At 41.3% G+C, this 19,048-nt stretch carries 12 protein-coding genes; 3 read left to right on the top strand and 9 right to left on the bottom strand.

Going from position 1 to position 19,048, the window contains the following annotated elements; translation table 11 throughout:
• Positions 1 to 117 precede the first annotated feature (117 nt).
• Complete coding sequence (locus AC1DO4_RS05690) at positions 118 to 2,964, top strand: carboxypeptidase-like regulatory domain-containing protein (protein WP_477413736.1); 2,847 nt, start codon at positions 118 to 120, stop codon at positions 2,962 to 2,964.
• Positions 2,965 to 3,090: 126 nt separating this feature from the next.
• On the opposite strand, the gene ettA is transcribed toward AC1DO4_RS05690, so the two are convergent.
• The gene (ettA, locus tag AC1DO4_RS05685) at positions 3,091 to 4,773 is read right to left on the bottom strand and encodes an energy-dependent translational throttle protein EttA (protein WP_477405759.1); all 1,683 of its coding nucleotides are present in this window, start codon (positions 4,771 to 4,773) and stop codon (positions 3,091 to 3,093) included.
• A 531-nt stretch (positions 4,774 to 5,304) separates the two neighbouring features.
• On the opposite strand from ettA, the gene AC1DO4_RS05680 reads away from it, so the two are divergent.
• A complete protein-coding gene (locus AC1DO4_RS05680; RefSeq protein WP_477413734.1) occupies positions 5,305 to 7,839 on the top strand; it encodes an ATP-dependent Clp protease ATP-binding subunit in 2,535 nt (844 codons plus the stop codon).
• 314 nt (positions 7,840 to 8,153) lie between these two features.
• Positions 8,154 to 8,570, top strand: a complete 417-nt coding sequence (locus AC1DO4_RS05675; protein ID WP_477413732.1) for a hypothetical protein — start codon at positions 8,154 to 8,156, stop codon at positions 8,568 to 8,570.
• Between the two features lie 111 nt (positions 8,571 to 8,681).
• Here AC1DO4_RS05675 and AC1DO4_RS05670 read toward each other — a convergent pair whose 3' ends face one another.
• The 8 genes from AC1DO4_RS05670 to AC1DO4_RS05635 all read right to left on the bottom strand — a co-directional run bounded on the left by AC1DO4_RS05670 (position 8,682) and on the right by AC1DO4_RS05635 (position 17,894).
• Positions 8,682 to 9,494 (bottom strand): enoyl-ACP reductase FabI, encoded by an 813-nt coding sequence (locus AC1DO4_RS05670; protein WP_184550053.1) that lies wholly within the window; start codon positions 9,492 to 9,494, stop codon positions 8,682 to 8,684.
• 196 nt (positions 9,495 to 9,690) lie between these two features.
• Positions 9,691 to 11,385, bottom strand: coding sequence for a DNA repair protein RecN (recN, locus tag AC1DO4_RS05665; protein WP_477413730.1), 1,695 nt, complete (start codon positions 11,383 to 11,385; stop codon positions 9,691 to 9,693).
• Between the two features lie 134 nt (positions 11,386 to 11,519).
• Positions 11,520 to 13,445: a M56 family metallopeptidase gene (locus AC1DO4_RS05660; RefSeq protein ID WP_477413728.1), complete on the bottom strand. Its 1,926-nt coding sequence runs from the start codon at positions 13,443 to 13,445 to the stop codon at positions 11,520 to 11,522.
• Positions 13,446 to 13,451: 6 nt separating this feature from the next.
• Positions 13,452 to 13,829: a BlaI/MecI/CopY family transcriptional regulator gene (locus AC1DO4_RS05655; RefSeq protein WP_477406953.1), complete on the bottom strand. Its 378-nt coding sequence runs from the start codon at positions 13,827 to 13,829 to the stop codon at positions 13,452 to 13,454.
• Between the two features lie 594 nt (positions 13,830 to 14,423).
• Positions 14,424 to 15,314, bottom strand: coding sequence for a type IX secretion system protein PorD (gene porD / locus AC1DO4_RS05650; protein WP_477413726.1), 891 nt, complete (start codon positions 15,312 to 15,314; stop codon positions 14,424 to 14,426).
• Positions 15,311 to 16,513 carry a bifunctional phosphopantothenoylcysteine decarboxylase/phosphopantothenate--cysteine ligase CoaBC gene (gene coaBC / locus AC1DO4_RS05645; RefSeq protein WP_477413724.1) on the bottom strand — a complete coding sequence of 401 codons (1,203 nt, stop codon included), beginning with the start codon at positions 16,511 to 16,513 and terminating at the stop codon, positions 15,311 to 15,313. The genes porD and coaBC overlap by 4 nt, the downstream gene beginning before the upstream one ends.
• Positions 16,514 to 16,623: 110 nt before the next feature.
• Positions 16,624 to 16,956 (bottom strand): DNA-directed RNA polymerase subunit omega, encoded by a 333-nt coding sequence (locus tag AC1DO4_RS05640; protein WP_295714930.1) that lies wholly within the window; start codon positions 16,954 to 16,956, stop codon positions 16,624 to 16,626.
• A gap of 11 nt (positions 16,957 to 16,967) precedes the next feature.
• A complete protein-coding gene (locus AC1DO4_RS05635) occupies positions 16,968 to 17,894 on the bottom strand; it encodes an outer membrane protein assembly factor BamD (protein ID WP_477413722.1) in 927 nt (308 codons plus the stop codon).
• Positions 17,895 to 19,048 lie beyond the last annotated feature (1,154 nt).

Here is a 19,048-nt window from a genome sequence, read left to right as displayed (position 1 = left end):
CATGCGTTTCCAATAATGCTATCCCGGAAAAAAATGGCCTGGTAATATTATTCTGTTATTGATTGTTTTAAAATAAAAACCCTAACTTCATAAAATAAACCTCGCCATACCAGCCTTATGAAGTTAAAGTATTTAAAAGCAGCGCTTTGCTGTTTGTGCTTTTTATACGCTTCTCAAAAAAGCTTTGCACAAAGTGCGCAGACTTTATCTATTAAAAAGATCGGCGCCCTGATGGATTCCACTCAAAAGGCATCACCTGTTGAAAAACTATACATCCATTTTGATAAACCTTACTATGCCATAGGCGATACTATCTGGTTTAAATCTTATTTGTTTAATGCAGCGTACTTAACGGGTTCTTCATTAAATAGCTTGTTTTACATGGAGTTTATCAACGAAAAAAACGTGATGGTGAAACGTTTCATGTTCCCGGTGGCGGCGGGGCTAAGCTGGGGAAATATTGGTTTGAATGCCAAAGAGTTTACCAAAGGCAAGTACCGTATAAATGCTTACACCAACTGGATGCGCAACTTTGGCGAGGATTACATTTTTAAAAAAGATGTTTATGTAGGCGGCGTTGCTGTAAACGAATGGCAGGTAAACTCGGCGATAGACCTAAAAAAAGAACCTGGCAAAGCTCATGTAATCTTAAAATTTAACCAAGAGGACAAGGTACCGTTGCGGTTAAAAGCATTGGAGTTGATTGTAAAAAATGGAACCAAGGTGTTATATCACAAAAGCCAGGAAACGAACCTTGATGGCATAGCTGAGTTGGTGTTTTCGCTGGATTCAAATGAGGTTAAAGATGGATTGGTGTTAAATGCCAAAGACCCAAAGGCCGAAAACGACGGACAGGAAACCATGATACCGGTAACATCAGCCCTGCAAAACGACATCGATCTGCAGTTTATGCCCGAGGGTGGTAACATAGTTGCAGGTTTACCCGCTCATATTAGCTTTAAAGCGATAAGACAGGATGGTCGATCTGTCACAGTTAATGCTGATGTATTTGATCAGCATCGACAAAAGATAGTTGCTTTAAAAACCGGCCACGGTGGCATGGGCGCTTTTGACATAACACCCAAAGCCGGCGAAAAGTACACGGCAAACGTAATGTTTAAAAACGGGCAATTGAAAACTTATCCCTTGCCTGAGGTAAAAGACTATGGAACAGTTTTACGCATAGAAGATACAGGTACGGATTCACTAATCGTGAACATATCGGCCGCATGGGGCAGTCGGCCTTTAAACAGTCAGTACTATATTGTGGGACAGGCCAGGGGGCTTGTTTGCTATGCGGCGGCTGTAAATGTAGCCGCAGGCCTGCTTTGCATTGTGGTACCTAAAAGCGCTTTCCCGACTGGGGTGGGACGGTTTACATTGCTGGATAATATGCTGCGGCCATTGAATGACCGGATTGTTTTTATTGATCATCATGATGCCTTACATATTGATATCGAACCCGATAGATCATCATTCAATAAAAGGGATAGCATAAACCTCGAAGTAAAGGTTACTGATCAGAACGGACAGCCGGTTGAGGGGAATTTCTCATTGGCAGTTACCGATAAAGCACAAGTTAAAGCCGACACTGCCAATAACATCCGTAATTATATGTTGCTTACGTCCGATTTAAAAGGCGAGGTAGAAGACGCTGGTTATTATTTTAAGTCAGATTCATCTGCCAAAAGAAAACACGACCTGGATAACCTGTTGCTTACCCAGGGGTGGGTTGGTTATAATTGGGATAATGTAGTTAAGCCTGGCGCGAAGCCGGCATTTAATACCGAACCAGATTTTAAAATAAGCGGCCGGGTGCGCAATATTTTTAACAAGCCTATCCGCAACACGCATATACTGCTACTGTCCAAAAAACCGCAGATGATGATGGATACTACCACAGATGCAATGGGCCGGTTTACGTTCACCGATATTTTGCCGTTGGATACACCTGCCTATGTAATACGGGCACGTAATAAAAACGGCAAATCGTTTAACTTAAATATCGTGGTGGACGATTTTAAACCGCCGGTTTTTGCAAAACCTGTTTTTAGTAACGCGCTATATACCAGTCAAACTGATAGCATCCTGCTAAACTATATGAATAATTACGCGCGCAGGTTAAAAAATATGGATGATGCAGGTTTAAAAGGACATTTGTTAAAACAGGTAAATATTCGTGCGAAAAAAATAATCAAGGGCTCAAATAATTTAAATGGGCCGGGTAATGCTGATGTAGTTATTGATCAGGAGGAGTTGGAAAAGGCGGGTAAAAAAACCTTTTTGGATTTGTTACAGGAAAGAGTTACTGGATTTAGAACAGGTAGTTTAGTTTTAGCAGGCAACAGTTCAAAGGCATATAGAGATCTTACAAAAAGTTATTTTTTAACTGATACGACCGGAGGGGTAAACACACCGTTGACTATAGGTGTAAAGAATTGGTATTATGTTTATGACAAACCGATCAAATTCTTTGTTGATGGAATTAGCGTTATGTTGGTTAAACAGGGAGGCCCACATAATGGAGCTGAGATAATGGCAAGTTATCTGAAAGAAAATTCGGCAGAAGATATAAAGGGAATCGAAGTAATGACAACAACTGGGAATGTTGCTAAGTACGCAGGTGTTTGGAAGGCATCGGATTTTGCTATTGTGGAAATTACCACCCGCTCTGGCAATGGGCCGGTTATCAATAATACCATTGGGCGGTATTTATATAGGCCATTGCCTTTTAGTTTGCCGGCATTTTTTTATAGACCACGTTACACCGTTAAAGATAAAGCAGAGTATCCCGATTTACGCTCCACCATTCATTGGGAACCGAATTTGGTAACCGATGCCACGGGTAAAGCGCATGTTTCGTTTTACGCATCGGATAGTAACACAGGTTATTCGATTATTGTGCAAGGTGCTGATATGGATGGGAGTGTGGGTTACGGAGTGGGGAGTATTAACCTGAAGTAGCGAAATGAAAAATGTCATTGCGATGAACGAAGCAATCACCAGCCTACAGGGCGAACCTGCATAGTGGGGATTGCTTCGTTCATCGCAATGACGAGACAGTTAAGCGGGGCATTAAAGGGGATGCCTTTACACCGTCAACTTTTTATACTTAATCCTCTTAGGCGCAATATCACCTAAACGTTTTTTCTTGTTCTCTTCGTAATCAGAATAGTTTCCTTCAAAAAAGTAAACCTGCGAGTTGCCTTCAAACGCCAGGATGTGGGTGCAAATCCTATCCAGGAACCAGCGATCGTGACTGATGACTACGGCGCAGCCACCAAAGTTTTCAAGGGCCTCTTCCAAAGCACGTAAGGTATTTACGTCAATATCATTGGTGGGCTCATCCAGCAGCAGTACGTTTGATCCTTTTTTTAGGGTGATAGATAAGTGTACCCGGTTACGTTCGCCGCCCGATAATACACCTACCTTTTTCTGCTGATCGGCGCCGTTAAAGTTGAATTTGGAAACGTAGGCTCGTGAGTTTAGCGGCTTGTTGCCTACCATGATGGTTTCCAGTCCGCCGGTAACGTTTTCCCAAACAGATTTGTTGGGGTCAAGGTCATCATGCATCTGGTCAACATATCCCAAGGCAACGGTTGGACCTACGCGGAAGGTGCCTGCATCCGGCTGGTCCTGTCCGGTAATTAAACGGAACAGGGTGGTTTTACCTGCACCGTTGGGACCTATAATGCCTACTATACCCGCAGGAGGCAGCGAGAAGCTCAGGTTGTCAAACAATAATTTGTCGCCATATGACTTGCTTACACCATTGGCCTCAATTACGATGTTACCCAAACGCGGGCCTGGCGGGATAAATAGCTCCAGTTTATCCTCCCGTTCTTTGGTTTCTTCGGATGCCAGTTTTTCGTAATTACCTAAACGCGCTTTTGATTTGGCATGACGGCCTTTTGGTCCCATGCGTACCCATTCCAGCTCGCGTTCCAGGGTTTTCTGGCGTTTGCTTTCGCTCTTATCTTCCTGGGCCAGGCGTTTGGCTTTCTGATCCAGCCATGAGGAATAATTTCCCTTCCATGGGATTCCTTCTCCACGGTCAAGCTCCAGGATCCATCCGGCTACGTTATCCAAAAAGTATCTGTCGTGCGTTACGGCTATAACAGTACCTTTATATTGTTGTAAATGTTGCTCCAGCCAATCAATAGATTCGGCATCCAGGTGGTTGGTAGGCTCATCAAGCAGTAAAACATCCGGTTCTTTTAATAATAAGCGGCATAAGGCCACCCGGCGGCGTTCGCCTCCAGATAGTACCGAAATTTTGGTATCAGGCTCGGGGCAGCGCAGGGCATCCATAGCGCGCTCCAGTTTAGTATCCAGTTCCCAGGCGTTTACGGCATCAATCTGATCCTGTAATTCGCCCTGGCGATTCATCAGTTTATCCATTTTGTCGGCATCGCTGTAGTATTCTTCCAGGCCAAATTTCTCGTTAATCTCTTCGTATTCCTTTAACAAGGCCGTGGTTTCGGCAACGCCTTCTTCCACAATTTCGCGCACGGTTTTGTTAGCATCAAGCTCGGGTTCCTGGCTTAGGTAGCCTACTGTATAGCCCGGCGAAAAAACAACCTCGCCTATATTGGTCTTATCAATTCCTGCTATAATTTTTAATAAAGATGATTTACCCGAGCCGTTTAAACCGATAACGCCAATTTTGGCACCATAGAAAAACGAGAGATAAATGTTTTTTAAAACTGTTTTTTGCGGGGGATAAACTTTGCTAACCCCTGCCATTGAAAAAATGATCTTTTCGTCTGCCATTATAATTGATTAAAAAAAGAATTCAAATATGAGCCAAAATTGATTGATTACCTAAAAAAACAGGCGACAGAAAAAATATTTACTGCTATTTTAAATACTTGATGATTTATACATACTTGTAAGTATTTAATTGCGTTTAACATAGCAAAGTGGCAACTGTTTGGTTTGATTTTGCGTATATATATGTAAACATTGAATAAAGATAATGTTAATGCCTAAATGACATACGGTATGACGAAATGCCTGTTTTAGCATATGATTTATAATTAATTAACACAATGTTTAAACTATTTTGAAATTTTTGTATCAAAATGGTATGTTTCGTTTGTATATTGTAAAAGAATTTGGTGATTGTTGAATTTTTTGATAAAAATTATCAATTAACCCCAAACTTTAATAGCTTGCGTATCATATGAATGTCTGTTTCTGCAAAGTGTTAAATGTTGGCAATATTGTTGATAAATGTTAAGTCATACGTCGTGTTTGTAAAAAATTTATAGATTAGGACGTTCATAATAATGAAAGGTATATATGGAAGCTAAATTTTCGCCGAGGGTTAAAGATGTTATTCAATATAGCAGAGAAGAGGCATTGCGCCTTGGGCACGACTATATAGGAACGGAGCATCTTTTACTGGGCCTTATCCGGGATGGAGACGGCGTAGCAATTAAATTGCTGAAAGGTTTGAATGTTGATACTACGAAACTTCGCCGCGCTGTTGAAGATGCTGTTAAAGGTACCATTGGAACAAATGTACATATTGGCAGTATCCCACTAACCAAGCAGGCCGAGAAGGTATTAAAAATAACTTATCTGGAAGCCAAAATATTTAAAAGTGATGTAATTGGAACCGAGCACCTGCTGCTATCTATATTGCGCGATGAGGATAATATCGCATCGCAGATATTGGTGCAGTTTAACGTAAACTACGAGGTGTTTAAAGGTGAAGTAGAATCACATAAAAACGATGTAACTGACGAAATGCCCGGATCGCCAACCGGTGGTGATGATGACTTTAAAGAAGAAGAATCATTTAGCCAGCCTAAAAAGGTGTCAGACATTAAATCAAAAACACCGGTATTGGACAACTTTGGCCGCGATTTAACCCGCGCTGCCGAAGATGGTAAACTTGACCCTATTGTTGGTCGTGAAAAAGAGATCGAAAGGGTATCACAGATCCTGTCGCGCCGTAAAAAGAACAACCCTATATTAATAGGCGAGCCAGGTGTTGGTAAATCGGCTATTGCCGAAGGACTGGCACTGCGTATTGTTCAGCGTAAAGTATCGCGTGTATTGTTCAACAAACGCGTGGTAACGCTTGATCTGGCTTCACTGGTTGCCGGCACAAAATACCGCGGTCAGTTTGAAGAACGGATGAAAGCGGTGATGAACGAACTGGAAAAATCACCTGATGTAATTTTGTTTATTGATGAGATTCATACTATAGTAGGTGCGGGCGGTGCTTCAGGCTCGCTTGATGCATCAAATATGTTTAAACCTGCTTTGGCAAGGGGCGAGATACAATGCATTGGCGCAACAACTTTAGATGAGTACCGTCAGTATATCGAGAAAGATGGAGCTTTGGATCGCCGTTTCCAAAAGGTAATGGTTGAGCCGGCTACTCCCGTTGAAACTATCGAGATCCTGAACAGGATCAAAGAAAAATACGAAGAGCACCATGGTGTAACCTATACTCCCGAAGCTATTAATGCCTGCGTTAACTTAACTACCCGTTACATTACCGATAGGTTTTTACCGGATAAGGCTATCGATGCTTTGGACGAATCGGGCTCACGCGTGCACTTAACCAATATTCATGTACCACAAAATATACTGGATATTGAGCAAAAGATAGAGCAGATTAAGATTGAGAAAAACAAGGTTGTACGCAGCCAGAAATACGAAGAGGCTGCACAACTGCGCGATACTGAAAAGAATTTGATTGCAGAGCTTGATCAGGCCAAAGCTGTTTGGGAGGCCGAAACAAAATCAAAACGTTATACCGTAACCGAAGATAATGTTGCCGAAGTAGTATCAATGATGACAGGCATCCCTGTACAAAGGGTTGGCCAGGCAGATAGCCAAAAGCTATTGCACATGAGCGATACTGTTGCCAGCAAGATTATTGGCCAGGATGAAGCTATCAAAAAATTAACCCGTGCTATACAACGTACACGTGCCGGCTTAAAAGATCCTAAAAAACCAATTGGTTCATTTATTTTCTTAGGCCCTACAGGTGTTGGTAAAACCGAGCTTGCAAAAGAGCTTGCCCGTTTTATGTTTGATACCGAAGACGCGCTGATACAAATTGATATGAGCGAGTACATGGAGAAATTTGCGGTATCCCGTTTAGTTGGAGCGCCTCCGGGTTATGTAGGTTATGAAGAAGGCGGACAATTGACCGAAAAAGTACGCCGTAAACCATATGCTGTAATATTATTGGATGAGATTGAAAAAGCTCACCCAGATGTATTTAACATATTGTTGCAGGTATTGGATGAAGGCCAGTTAACTGATTCATTAGGCCGTAAGGTTGATTTCAGGAACACCATTATCATCATGACCTCAAATATTGGCGCCCGCCAGCTGAAAGATTTTGGCCAGGGTGTAGGTTTCAATACCAATGCAAAAACTTTACAGGCCGATACACACTCAAGAGGTGTTATCGAAAACGCTTTAAAACGTGCTTTTGCTCCTGAGTTCCTGAACCGTATTGATGATGTTATTGTGTTTAACTCGTTAGGTAAAGAAGAGATCTTCAAGATCATCGATATTGAACTGGCATACCTGTTTAGCCGCGTTAATGCTTTAGGATACAAAATTGAGCTAACCGAAGCCGCCAAAGAGTTTATTGCCGAAAAAGGTTACGATTCGCAATTTGGTGCACGCCCGTTAAAACGTGCCATCCAGAAATATTTGGAAGATCCAATTGCCGAAGAGATCCTTAAAGGTGAACTAAGCGAAGGTGATATCATGAAGGTTGATTTTGATAAGGAAACAAACGAGATCAAGATCACCGACGAAAAAGGTGAAAGCAAAACTCCGACAAAAGAAGAGCAGAAATAATCGCTTACTTATTTAAAATACAACCCCGTTTGCTTAGGCAGGCGGGGTTTTTTGTTGAGATATTATTGTTAATTTATCTTTAAGCCGAATCACCTATGCTTAGATATCAACCTATATTGTTTTATGTGGTTGGTAAATTCCCTTGCCACAACAGATGGCGTACACCTAACTCTTTATGGTTACTACTTATGGAGAAAGCAGCTTGAGCCATATATAACACAATGAGCAGCCAATATTTTTGAAATAAAATAAATCAAAAAACGTTAAACCTTTTTAAATTATATTGTTCTTACAGTATATACAATCGAAACGTTATGAAAAAAATCTTGACTTTAATTTGCTGCACTGTTTTAATAGCGGCAACCTCATGTACAAAAAAGTATATCACACCCGCTAACGTAACCGCATTTTATGATGTAAAAGGTACCACCGGCTGGAAAGCTACCACAGATGACCAAGGAAATTTATCGTATTCATCAACACTGGGTAATTTGCCCGAACAGGATGGTTATGCCCAGGCCAATGGAGGTGTGCTGGTTTATATTTCTTATGATGGCGGCACAACTTATGAAGCACTTCCCGAAACCTACAATGGTATAGCATACAGCTACACTTATTCGGTAGGTAAGGTTATTCTGTATGCCCAAAATTCTGATGGAAGCCAGCTAAGTGCAGCACCTACTTTGGATATTAAGGTAAAGGTTGTGTTGGTTGATTCAACGCCAGCTTAATCCAGAATTATCTAATAAAAAAGGAGCCCTGCAAATGTAAATGCAGGGCTCCTTTTTTATGGAATTATAAATTAGCTTTTAGCTTTCGGCTTTGTGCCTTTGGCTTTAAGCTTATTTCCCCATCTGGTCAATAACAGCCTGTGTCACGCCGGTAAAGGAGAAGCCACCATCGTGGAAAAGATTTTGCATGGTTACCATTTTGGTCAGATCGCTGAACATGGATACGCAATAATCGGCACATTGGTCCGCATCAGCATTACCAAGCGGGCTCATTTTTTCGGCAAAATCAATAAAGCCGTCAAAGCCTTTCACGCCCGATCCGGCTGTGGTGCGGGTAGGGGATTGTGAAATGGTATTAACACGAACTTTTTTGCTCACGCCGTACTCGTAACCAAAGTTACGGGCAATACTTTCCAATACCGCTTTATTATCGGCCATGTCATTATAACCTGGGAAATAGCGCTGCCCTGCTATATAACTTAAAGCCAATACAGACCCCCATTCATTAATGGCATCATGTTTCATAGCAGCCTGTAGTATACGGTGCAGGCTTAGCGCCGAAATATCAAAGCCTTTATGCGTGAAATCGTAATTATTTTCGGGATAAGGGATGTTTTTGCGAACATTGATACTCATCCCGATAGAGTGGAGGATGAAATCAACACCACCGCCAAAGTGCTCTTTGGTTTTGGTGAAAAGGTTGTTGATATCATCATTGCTGGTAACATCGGCACCTATGATAGGGGCATTGCACTCTTCTGCCAGTTTATTGAGTTCGCCCATGCGTAATGCGATAGGCGCATTTGATAATACAATTTCGGCACCTTCCTGTACTGCGCGCTGCGCTACTTTCCAGGCGATGGATTGCTCATTGAGGGCACCAAATATGATACCTTTTTTGCCCTTTAATAAATTATAAGCCATGTTTTGAGTTTTCTGTAATTCGGGTAAAGTTATAATTATTTTTAATTAGTAGGCAGTTATCAGTTTGCGGTTATTGAAGAAAAAGTCATGCTGAATTTATTTCAGCATCTTACAAGTATAGTGTACGCCATGCAGAAGAACTGTCCTGTGGGATGCCGAAATAAATTCGGCATGACCTGTTTATGATAACCTTTAATTATCCAAGTAATTCCCTCGCATTCTGCAAGGCGCTTTCGCCCGGTTTATCGCCACTTAGCATTTTGGCAATTTCCAAAACGCGTTCGTGGTTATCAATTTGTTTAATACGGGTATAGGTTGTTACAGCACTATCGTCTTTATAAACAAAATAATGGTTTTTGCCCTTGCTGGCAATTTGAGGTAGGTGAGTAATTGTAATTACCTGCAGGTTATCGGCCAGGCGCTCCATTATGGTGCCCACTTTATTGGCTATCTCGCCGGATACCCCTGTATCTATCTCGTCAAAAATAATAGTTGGCAGAGCGGTGTATTTTGCAATGATAGATTTAATACTCAGCATTAGCCTGGAAAGCTCACCACCAGATGCAACCTTGCTCATCTCGGCCAGCGCATGGCCTTTATTGGCCGAGAATAAAAAGCGGACCTGATCTGCACCATCTTTGGTAAGTACGGCACCGCCTTGCAAATCAAAAGCTCCCCCTTTAGAGGGCTGGGGGGGCTGCGTTTGTTCAATTTTCAACGTCGAGTTACCCATGCCCATTTCCGCAAGTGTATTAATCACCTGTTTTTCAATAGCAGGGATGGCTTTTAGGCGGTTGGTCGTTAGCTTAGCTGCAAGTTTTTCAAGTTCAGCTTTATCTGCAGCTAGCTGTTTTTGCAGTTTTTCAATAGTTTCATCGCTGAATAATGCCTGCCGGATCTTTTCAGACAGCTCATCCTGGATCTGTAGAAGTTCGGTATTGCTGTTTACACGATGCTTTTTTTGCAGGTTATATATCAAACTCAGGCGTGTATTAATTTCATCAACCCGGGCCTCATTAGTATGGGTTTTTTGTTCTATTTGCTCAACTTCGGCAGCTATATCTTTTAGTTCGATGATGGTGCTGTTCAATCGCTGATGCAATTCCTCAATTTGCGAATCGAATTTTTCCAGGGTACCTAATTGTTGCCCGGCCTCACGCAGTTGAGAAAGTGCCGCCGTCTCACTTTCCTGTATCAGGTAATAAGCACCATATAGGTTGCGCTTTATTTCCTCGGCATTATTTAATGCGTATAACTCTTTTTCCAGCGGTTCCTGCTCATCAGCGCTAAGGCTAACCTTCTCTAACTCATCAAACTGGAACTGAAAGTAATCAAGATCGGCTTTGGCTTTGTCACTTTCGGCTATTAATTGGGCAAGCTTGCCGGTGTCTTTTTTAAACGTGCGGTATTTATTCCGGTAATCATTCAGCAGGTCATCATGCCTGGCAACCGAATCAACCACCAGTAACTGAAATTCCGGATCGTTGATCTCCAGTGTGGCATGTTGTGAGTGGATATCGATCAGTTTTTCGCCCAATTGTTTAAGCGCGGTAAGGTTAACCGGGGTATCGTTCACAAAAGCCCGCGATTTTCCATCGGCAGAGATCTCGCGGCGTAAAACGGTTTCGGCCTCATAATCCAGGTCGTTTTCTTCAAAAAATGAACTTAACTGAAATCCGCTTATTTTAAACGAACCTTCAATAACACATTTTTTTTGCTGATTAAAAAAATAACGGCTTTCGGCACGCTGACCCAAAATAAGCGATAGGGCACCCAATATGATGGATTTACCTGCGCCGGTTTCGCCGGTAAGGATGTTAAGGCCTTCACCAAAACTTATCTCCAGGTTATCAATCAGCGCGTAATTATTGATGGTTAGCTTTTGAAGCATAAAAAAAGTATCCTTATTTTATTAAGGATACTAAAGTACGAATTACCGTTCTTTAAAATAAAATTTAATGAATTATTGCTAAGTTATTTAGTTAAATGTGTTGGGATATTTTAAATATACCAGTTAACCTTCAATTAGTTTTCTTCACTTGCAGCGTCAGCCGCTTTACGCGCGTCAGCCATGCGTTTTTTAAAATCGGGACTACTGGTATATTCCCTTAGTTTTTTGCTGGCTTGCTGCAACCGTGCCTTTGCCTGTTTAATTTCGGCATTATCCTGGTAAGCCCGCATTTTTTCACCAAGTTTTTTCATTTCCTGTTTTTGCTCTTCCATTGCGGGGTTATGGTATGCTTTTCTTAAGCTATCGCTCATCATCCGCAGTTCGTCACTTTTTTTGCGAAACTCAGGCGAGTCGAAATGGTTGCGCATCTCTTCGCCCATCTTTTTCAGCTGCTCAGCTTGCTCTTTTATCTCGGGCGAAACTTTACTTTGCAATTCCTCCTGGTATTTTTTGTAATTCTCATCCTTGTTATCGTCATGATAGTTGCCTTTAATACCATATTTTTTCCTGAGCTCGTCATTCATTCGCTTAAACTCGGGGCTATTGTAATATGCCCCAATTTTTTCGCCCATTTTACCCATTTGGTCACCCAGCTTACTGGTCTCACCGGTTTCGCCCCAGTTTTTTTGAAAATCTTCGGCTATTTTTTCCTGGTCTTCCTGCATTCTTTTCAATTGCGGGCTATTGTAAAATTTTTCCATAGCCTCAGCTTTTTCTTCCATCAGTTTTTGCTGATCCCTAAACCCGGGGCTATCATAAAATTTGTCTATTTGTTGAGCATATTTTTCAACTTCGGCAGTCAGCCGGTTCAATTCGGCATCATTAAAGTTGTTATATCGCTCTTCTGCAATCCGCTTGTTGCGTAATGCCGTTTTAGTAGCTACAGTTTTTTTAGCTTTAGCAACTTTTTTGTGGGTAGTATCCGCAAGTAAATCTTTCAATACAGCCGGATAAGTTACCCGTACTTTTTTTATCGATATTTTACCGTTGGCGATAGTAGGATTTAGCCAGGCAATACTGCTGATGCTTGCCGCTATTATTGCAACGGCCACTAAAAGATGGCGTATGTTGCCTATTGGTTTCTTTGTGTTCATGATACGTTCAATTCTGGTTAATAAATGATATTTTTTGCCGGTGGCGGCAAGGGCCATTTGCAGGTTTACCTGCCTTGTTTGCTCCAGCTTTAATAGTGCATGCGCATACACTAAAGGCTGGGCGGTTGTTTGTACTACCAGGTCGTCGCACCGGTTTTCGCGTTCCTGGTTTATTATCCTGTTAATTAGTTGGGCAAAGGGATTAAAGAAAAGCAGTATACTTATAAACTGCTGTACCATGTTAAGCAGGTAATCGTTACGTTTTATGTGCGATAGCTCGTGCAGTAAAATGGCTTTTATTTCTTCGGTTGATAAATAGGTTGTTAATGAAATTGGTAAGAGTATAATCGGACTAAAAAAACCGATCATGCAAGGTACATCAACATACCGACTGATGTTTACACTCACATAACGGCTAATTCGTAATTGTTCGCAAAGCGAATCAATATAATCCTGCAGCCTGTCGGCAGGTATCATGGTGTTTTTAATATGGTTCAACTTTTGCCAGTTGATGCCCATTCTTAGTATATTAAAAGCAAGCCCGATAAAGTAAACGGTAGATATATAGGGCAGATACCCCTCTATTACATAATTATAATATGATGATGTAACAGCGTGGGTTGCAATAGTTAAGGGGAAAGTAAAATGTGGTAATAAAACTGGCGAGCTGGCTGCTGAAAAATCGATCCATATGTGTGCATGCAGCTGGCTTACAAAAGTGTAAGCAAACCATGCACTTATGGCAAGCATAGCCGCCATTGCAGCATTATGCTTTTTTATAGATGATAGCGATGGCGCGCAGGCGAATAATAAACGCAACGCAAACCAAACCAATAAACCCTGCCATAAAGAGTGGATAATAGTGATACCCAAAACCTGGCTTATATTATAGAATACACTTTCCATAACGTTTTATTTTTTATGCTGATCAAACTGGTTAAGAAAATTCTTAATAGCATCTATCTCGTCCTTAGACGCACGGTGCTGCCCAAGCGCCTGTATTACAAGGTCGGATGTGGACCCTTTAAATACAGTAGACAATATTTTATCCAAAGCGTTGCTTTGCGCCTGTTCCTGGCTAAATAAAGCTTTGTACAAATGAGTTTTTGACGAGGTATCGCGTTCCACCAAACCTTTGTCATGCATAATCTGCATCAGTTTTAAGGTTGTGGTGTAACCGGCGTCTTTTGTTTTGGCTAATTCCTCGTGCACATCGCGTACGGTACATTGCCCCATTCTCCAGATCACCTGTAAAATTTCGAGCTCGCTTTCTGTTGGTTTTATATCCATTTTAGTGTTATACGAATTTCTTCGTACAAATATCTACGATAGGTTTCGTATATGCAAGGATTTGTGAAAAAATATTTTTTAGAAAGAGTTTTGGTGGGAGGCGGGGATCGGGTTGCGGGGATCCGGTTGCGAGGTGCGGGGAACTTCTGACAAGTTTTCGTGTTAGGGATTGAAGCGGATACCGGCCTCGTGACTAATGCCTGTGCAGTATAAGCGTAAAGCCCGGGCCGCAGGCAACACCATTATTAAACCGGCAGACTGGCTGTCAACCTTGAATTGACGTTAGCCTTTAGTCGAAAGTCTTAAGTTCGAAGTCGAAAAGAACAAATCAGGCTAAACTTACGACTTAGTACTATTGACTTAACACTATGGGATTGCTGCACTCTTGAACCGGTTGATTTGAACATCGGCAGATCAGGCACCTTAGTGTTATTTTTAAGTTACTGTTGCGGTTTTGTTGCGTTTTTGATTTTATGACAATTGTTAAAGTGTTGATTATTAAATAGATGTTGTTTTTTGCTGTTTCACCTGTTGCGAACGCCACACTTTAACGAAATATTTAAAAGTCTTAATTGTTGCCTTTTGATTCTTCTGCTACTTCAAAGTCTGGTACTTATTTCCGTTAGCGGGGTCTGTTTGCAACAACAAATTCATAGCCTGCGTCCGTTCCTGCGGATCGGCTTTGCTATATAGGGATACAAACTCATCACTCTTGGCTGTATAAAATATAAGCGGGAACATAGAGCCAACGCGCTGCCGGTTTATCTGCTGCAGGTTGGGTAATAACGAGGTGATAAGTTTACGGCCCTTATTGGCGTTATCGGCCATAATATCGAGGCCGTTACGGTGATAATCATACATAAAATCACGTAATGGGGCATAAAGTTTATTATTCAAATTCTCTGATAACCAGTAGCGGTTAACGTTGCCGTCAAAGGCTTTCCATCCTTTGTATGAGCCGGTTTGCGCATTGGCAACTACCGTTTGGGCGTTGGCAAAATAGGGAGTACCGCCATAGCGCGAAAAAGTATCATAATCCGTCCCTACAATAATATAGGCATAAAAAGCCATTACCGAACTTAGGTTACCCTGGAAATTCTGATCGCTGTAATCAATAGTTTGACCTTCATTATAGGTAAAATCAACATCCCGGTCGTTGATGTTCAGCAAGGTTGAACTATATGACGAACCATATACAGGCCTGGACGACTGTACCTGCAATTCGGCGCCAAATACACTTCCGCCATCCCAGCTGGTAATATTCAATACAAAGTTACAGTCTATACGTTCCTGGGGCATTATTTGGTCTGCACTCCATTTGCGTCCGTTCAAAAAATCCTTCATCGCGGTTTCCAGCGTTTGGAAAATACGCTTGTTACTTACCTGTATCTTTGGCGAAAGCACCTGTACACGTGCATTCAAATCCTGCGCTGTGGCACGGAAAGTTAAGCAGGCTAATATTGTGTAAAGAAATAGTTGTTTCATCCGTTTATTAGTTGGGCAACTTTAAGGCAAATATCATGGGCAACGCCCTCTTTACTCTTCAATTCAAAAGTGGTTTTTTGCAGGTCGCGGTCAATAATAGTTATTTTGTTGGTATCCTTTTTAAAACCAGCGCCGGCGTCATTTAACGAATTTAGCACAATAAAATCCAGGTTCTTCTTTTGCAGCTTGGTTATCGCGTTTATTTCTTCATCGTTGGTTTCCAGTGCAAAACCCACCAGGATCTGCCATTCGGCTTTTTGTTCGCCTAAGGTTTTTAATATATCGGTAGTGGCTTTTAGTTCGATGTTAAGACTGGTATCCTTTTTTTTAATTTTTTGCTGCGCGATGGTTGCAGGGGTATAATCTGCAACGGCAGCACTCATAATGCAGGCTTTAGCATCTTTATAATGAGTTAAACAGGCTTCCAGCATTTCGGCAGCCGAGGTAACATCAATCCGTTTTACCGATTGCTGGGTGCTTACCTGTGCGGTTGGTCCGCTAATCAATATAACATCTGCGCCCATTTTAGCCAGTTCATCCGCGATAGCAAAGCCCATTTTGCCTGATGAATGGTTGCCTATAAAGCGCACCGGGTCGATAGCCTCATAGGTTGGGCCTGCGGTAACCATAATTTTTTGATTAGTTAAAAGAAGTTTTTTTTTAACAGTCGACGATAAAAAGTCAATAATCTCTTCGGGTTCAGCCAGTCTGCCTTCGCCATAAAGTCCGCTGGCCAGTTCGCCATTGCCCGGAGCTATTAAAATATTGCCAAATGATAGCAGTCTGTTAACATTTTGCCGGGTTGCCGTATGTAGCCACATATCCAGGTCCATAGCCGGGGCAAAATACACCTGGCATTTGGCTGATAGATAAACGGCTGTTAGTAAATTATCGCAAAAGCCATTGGCCATTTTTGCCAGGGTATTGGCCGTTGCAGGGGCTATGATAAGCATATCCGCCCAAAGGCCCAGCTCAACATGGTTATTCCATTCACCGGTTTCGGTTTTATAATAATCAACCAGTACCGGTTTTTTAGAGAGCGTTGAAAGCGTAAGCGGAGTTATAAAGCTGGTGGCGTCTGGTGTCATCAATACTTGTACATTGGCACCGGCCTTTACCAGTAACCGCACCAGCAATGCCGATTTATAGGCAGCTATACTGCCGCAAACTCCCAGAATGATGTTTTTACCTTCAAGCATAAGCCCTGATTCCCTTTAGGAGAATGATTATAAAATTTAAAAATAAACAAAAAAACTCCCATATGGGAGTTTTTAATTCTTTAACTTTTGCTTCCCCTTTCGGGGTATTATTAAGCTTCTTTAGAAGGATTGCGGTAATAAACCTTATCATCTAAAAACTCCTGAACAGCTACCAATGATGGTTTAGGCAGTTTTTCGTAGTATTTAGAGATCTCGATTTGCTCGCGGTTTTCAAAAACCTCTTCCAGATTATCGTTTGATGATGCAAACTCAGAAAGTTTTTGGTGTAACTCTTCTTTAATATTGTTTGATATCTGGTTCGCTCTTTTTGACATGATCACAAGCGACTCATATATGTTATTGGTTTTAACGTCCAGCTCGCGTAAATCGCGGGTTACAGTGCTGCTTGCTACTGCTGGTTTGTTGGTGTTATTTGCTGTCATATCTAATTTTTTTAATATGGTATTTTCTGATCCTGATTCTTTTCTGATGGTGGCTGTGTTTTAACGGTATCCTTTGTAGCCAGCTTTTTTGCCAGTTTGGTATTTGTTAATATTTCGGCTTCTACACGTTTAGCATTTACAATGCCAGCCTGGCTATCTTTTATTAAACCCTTAGCTTCGTTGCCGTATTTGCTTGCCGGGAACTTATCATTAAACTGCTGGGCATAAGTTATAGCCTGTTCAAAACGGTCTACTTGTTTGGTTTCAAAGCTATGATCGGCATACAGGTATTGTGCTTTTATGGTCAGGAATTCAATTTCCTCACCATATTTGGTATCCGGATAATCGCGAAGCACATTATTAAAAGCAATAACTGCCGATTGATAATCGCTGATAGTTAAATACAATTTAGCATTTTCATAGGCTTTCATTTCCAGTTTGTCGCGCAGGTTTTGTATTAACTTGCTTGCTTCAGTAACCCGGTCGCTTTTAGGATAAAGGTTAATAAACAACTGTAATGTTTCAATAGCCTTTAATGTATTTTCCTGGTCAAGCGAAAAAGTAGGTGAATCAAGGTAATAACAATATGCCGAAAAGAAGCGACATTCCTCTGCTCTTGGGCTCGATGGATAAGTATCGGCAAAGGTTTTAAAGTGAAACCTTGCAGATGTATAATCCTTTAACTTATAGTTGGTGAAGGCATAGTAGTAAAATAGGTCTTCTGCAGCACTACGTCCACGATAGCGCTCAACCAGTACATCAAATAAACCAAGGGCTTTTTCATAATCCTGTTTATTATAGTATTTAATGGCTTCCTGGTATTTTTTGGCGTAATCGTTACTTGCTCTTAACTTTTCGTATTTGCTTTTACAACTTCCCAGTGTAATAATTAACAGGGCTAAAACACAGGTGAATAACGTTAGTTGTTTTTTAAACATTTTGCAAAGATAGGTGATTAATGTAAATCAGTCAATTATTTATTTAGGGGCTAATATATAACGTGTTTTGTGCTCCTTATATATATAGTATGTGCTTTTAACATCTTTTAACTTATCCGGTTTTTGGGGCATGTCTTCCTGGCGGCTCGTTTTACCCTATACTATATATATAACGTAAAAGTGTATGCACTATATATACTATGCCCGCGTTTGCCTGTACTATATATATGGTATATAGTTTATGGTGTCATGCAAAGCTGCGTAGCGGCCAAGTATAAGGATATGTAAAATTTGTATTTTGCAAGATGCACGATTTTTTTTGCAGCTGTCCTTAATCCTTTATCTAATAGTCCTTATTGCGGAGTATGGCGTTACCTGCGGCCCGGGTCATCCGCTCATACGCGCACAAGGCATTAGGCGCGGGCTGGTATCCGCTACTCCCCCTAACGCATCAAAGTATCTTTTTTGTGGGATAAATCTTTAGACTGCACATCTATTAATCCAAAGGGGCTTGTACACTTTGATGATTGATGCTGTTGCAAGAAACTTCTGCCTAAAAAATCGACTGATTTAGATCTTCACTGTGGGAAACCTCGAATTTTGAGCCTATAACCGAATTTGCGAAAGGTTTTTTTAACTTTTTCGCTCTGGTAATTAACATCTTATACACAGGTGTTAGTAAAAAGTGAGAATAGGCTTGCAGGAGAGTAAAAAATGGCTACCTTTGCAGCCCGCAAATAAGGAAGCGGGATTGTTCTTAGAAAGGTTACTGAAGTGGGTTTTTGGAAGCAGGATAAAGGGGAAAAGGCAGAGAAAAAAGAAACTCAAAAAAACTTCAGATAAATTTTCGGAAAGTCAAAAAGTTTGCTACTTTTGCACCCCGCAACGGGGATAGAGAAAAGGGTAGTAGAGCGGTTCAAAACTTAGGATTTCGAAAGAAAAAATAAAAAAAATAAGTTTTGGAAAATAGGAAAAGGTTTCTACCTTTGCAGACCCAAACGGAAGGGTGCTTGAGAGAGCGAAAGAAGTTGAGTCTGAGCAATTCTGGCGATAAGAAAAGAGGGAAGAAAGTTAGCATTGGTTAACGAGTAATCGAAAGGGTTTGAGAGCGATTCTTGGCCTTACAAAAATGACAAATCAGACAAGGCAACTTG

It is taken from the genome of Mucilaginibacter sp. P5_A6 (genome assembly GCF_056400585.1).
The sequence above is the reverse complement of the archived record's forward strand: the minus strand, read 5'-3'. Positions and strand labels throughout refer to the sequence as shown.

What these genes read in the sequence shown, in the direction of transcription:
- AC1DO4_RS05690 (WP_477413736.1), top strand. Translation starts at nt 118, where the DNA reads ATGAAGTTAAAGTATTTAAAAGCAGCGCTTTGCTGTTTGTGCTTTTTA.
- ettA (WP_477405759.1), bottom strand. Translation starts at nt 4,773, where the DNA reads ATGGCAGACGAAAAGATCATTTTTTCAATGGCAGGGGTTAGCAAAGTT.
- AC1DO4_RS05680 (WP_477413734.1), top strand. Translation starts at nt 5,305, where the DNA reads ATGGAAGCTAAATTTTCGCCGAGGGTTAAAGATGTTATTCAATATAGC.
- AC1DO4_RS05675 (WP_477413732.1), top strand. Translation starts at nt 8,154, where the DNA reads ATGAAAAAAATCTTGACTTTAATTTGCTGCACTGTTTTAATAGCGGCA.
- AC1DO4_RS05670 (WP_184550053.1), bottom strand. Translation starts at nt 9,494, where the DNA reads ATGGCTTATAATTTATTAAAGGGCAAAAAAGGTATCATATTTGGTGCC.
- recN (WP_477413730.1), bottom strand. Translation starts at nt 11,385, where the DNA reads ATGCTTCAAAAGCTAACCATCAATAATTACGCGCTGATTGATAACCTG.
- AC1DO4_RS05660 (WP_477413728.1), bottom strand. Translation starts at nt 13,445, where the DNA reads ATGGAAAGTGTATTCTATAATATAAGCCAGGTTTTGGGTATCACTATT.
- AC1DO4_RS05655 (WP_477406953.1), bottom strand. Translation starts at nt 13,829, where the DNA reads ATGGATATAAAACCAACAGAAAGCGAGCTCGAAATTTTACAGGTGATC.
- porD (WP_477413726.1), bottom strand. Translation starts at nt 15,314, where the DNA reads ATGAAACAACTATTTCTTTACACAATATTAGCCTGCTTAACTTTCCGT.
- coaBC (WP_477413724.1), bottom strand. Translation starts at nt 16,513, where the DNA reads ATGCTTGAAGGTAAAAACATCATTCTGGGAGTTTGCGGCAGTATAGCT.
- AC1DO4_RS05640 (WP_295714930.1), bottom strand. Translation starts at nt 16,956, where the DNA reads ATGACAGCAAATAACACCAACAAACCAGCAGTAGCAAGCAGCACTGTA.
- AC1DO4_RS05635 (WP_477413722.1), bottom strand. Translation starts at nt 17,894, where the DNA reads ATGTTTAAAAAACAACTAACGTTATTCACCTGTGTTTTAGCCCTGTTA.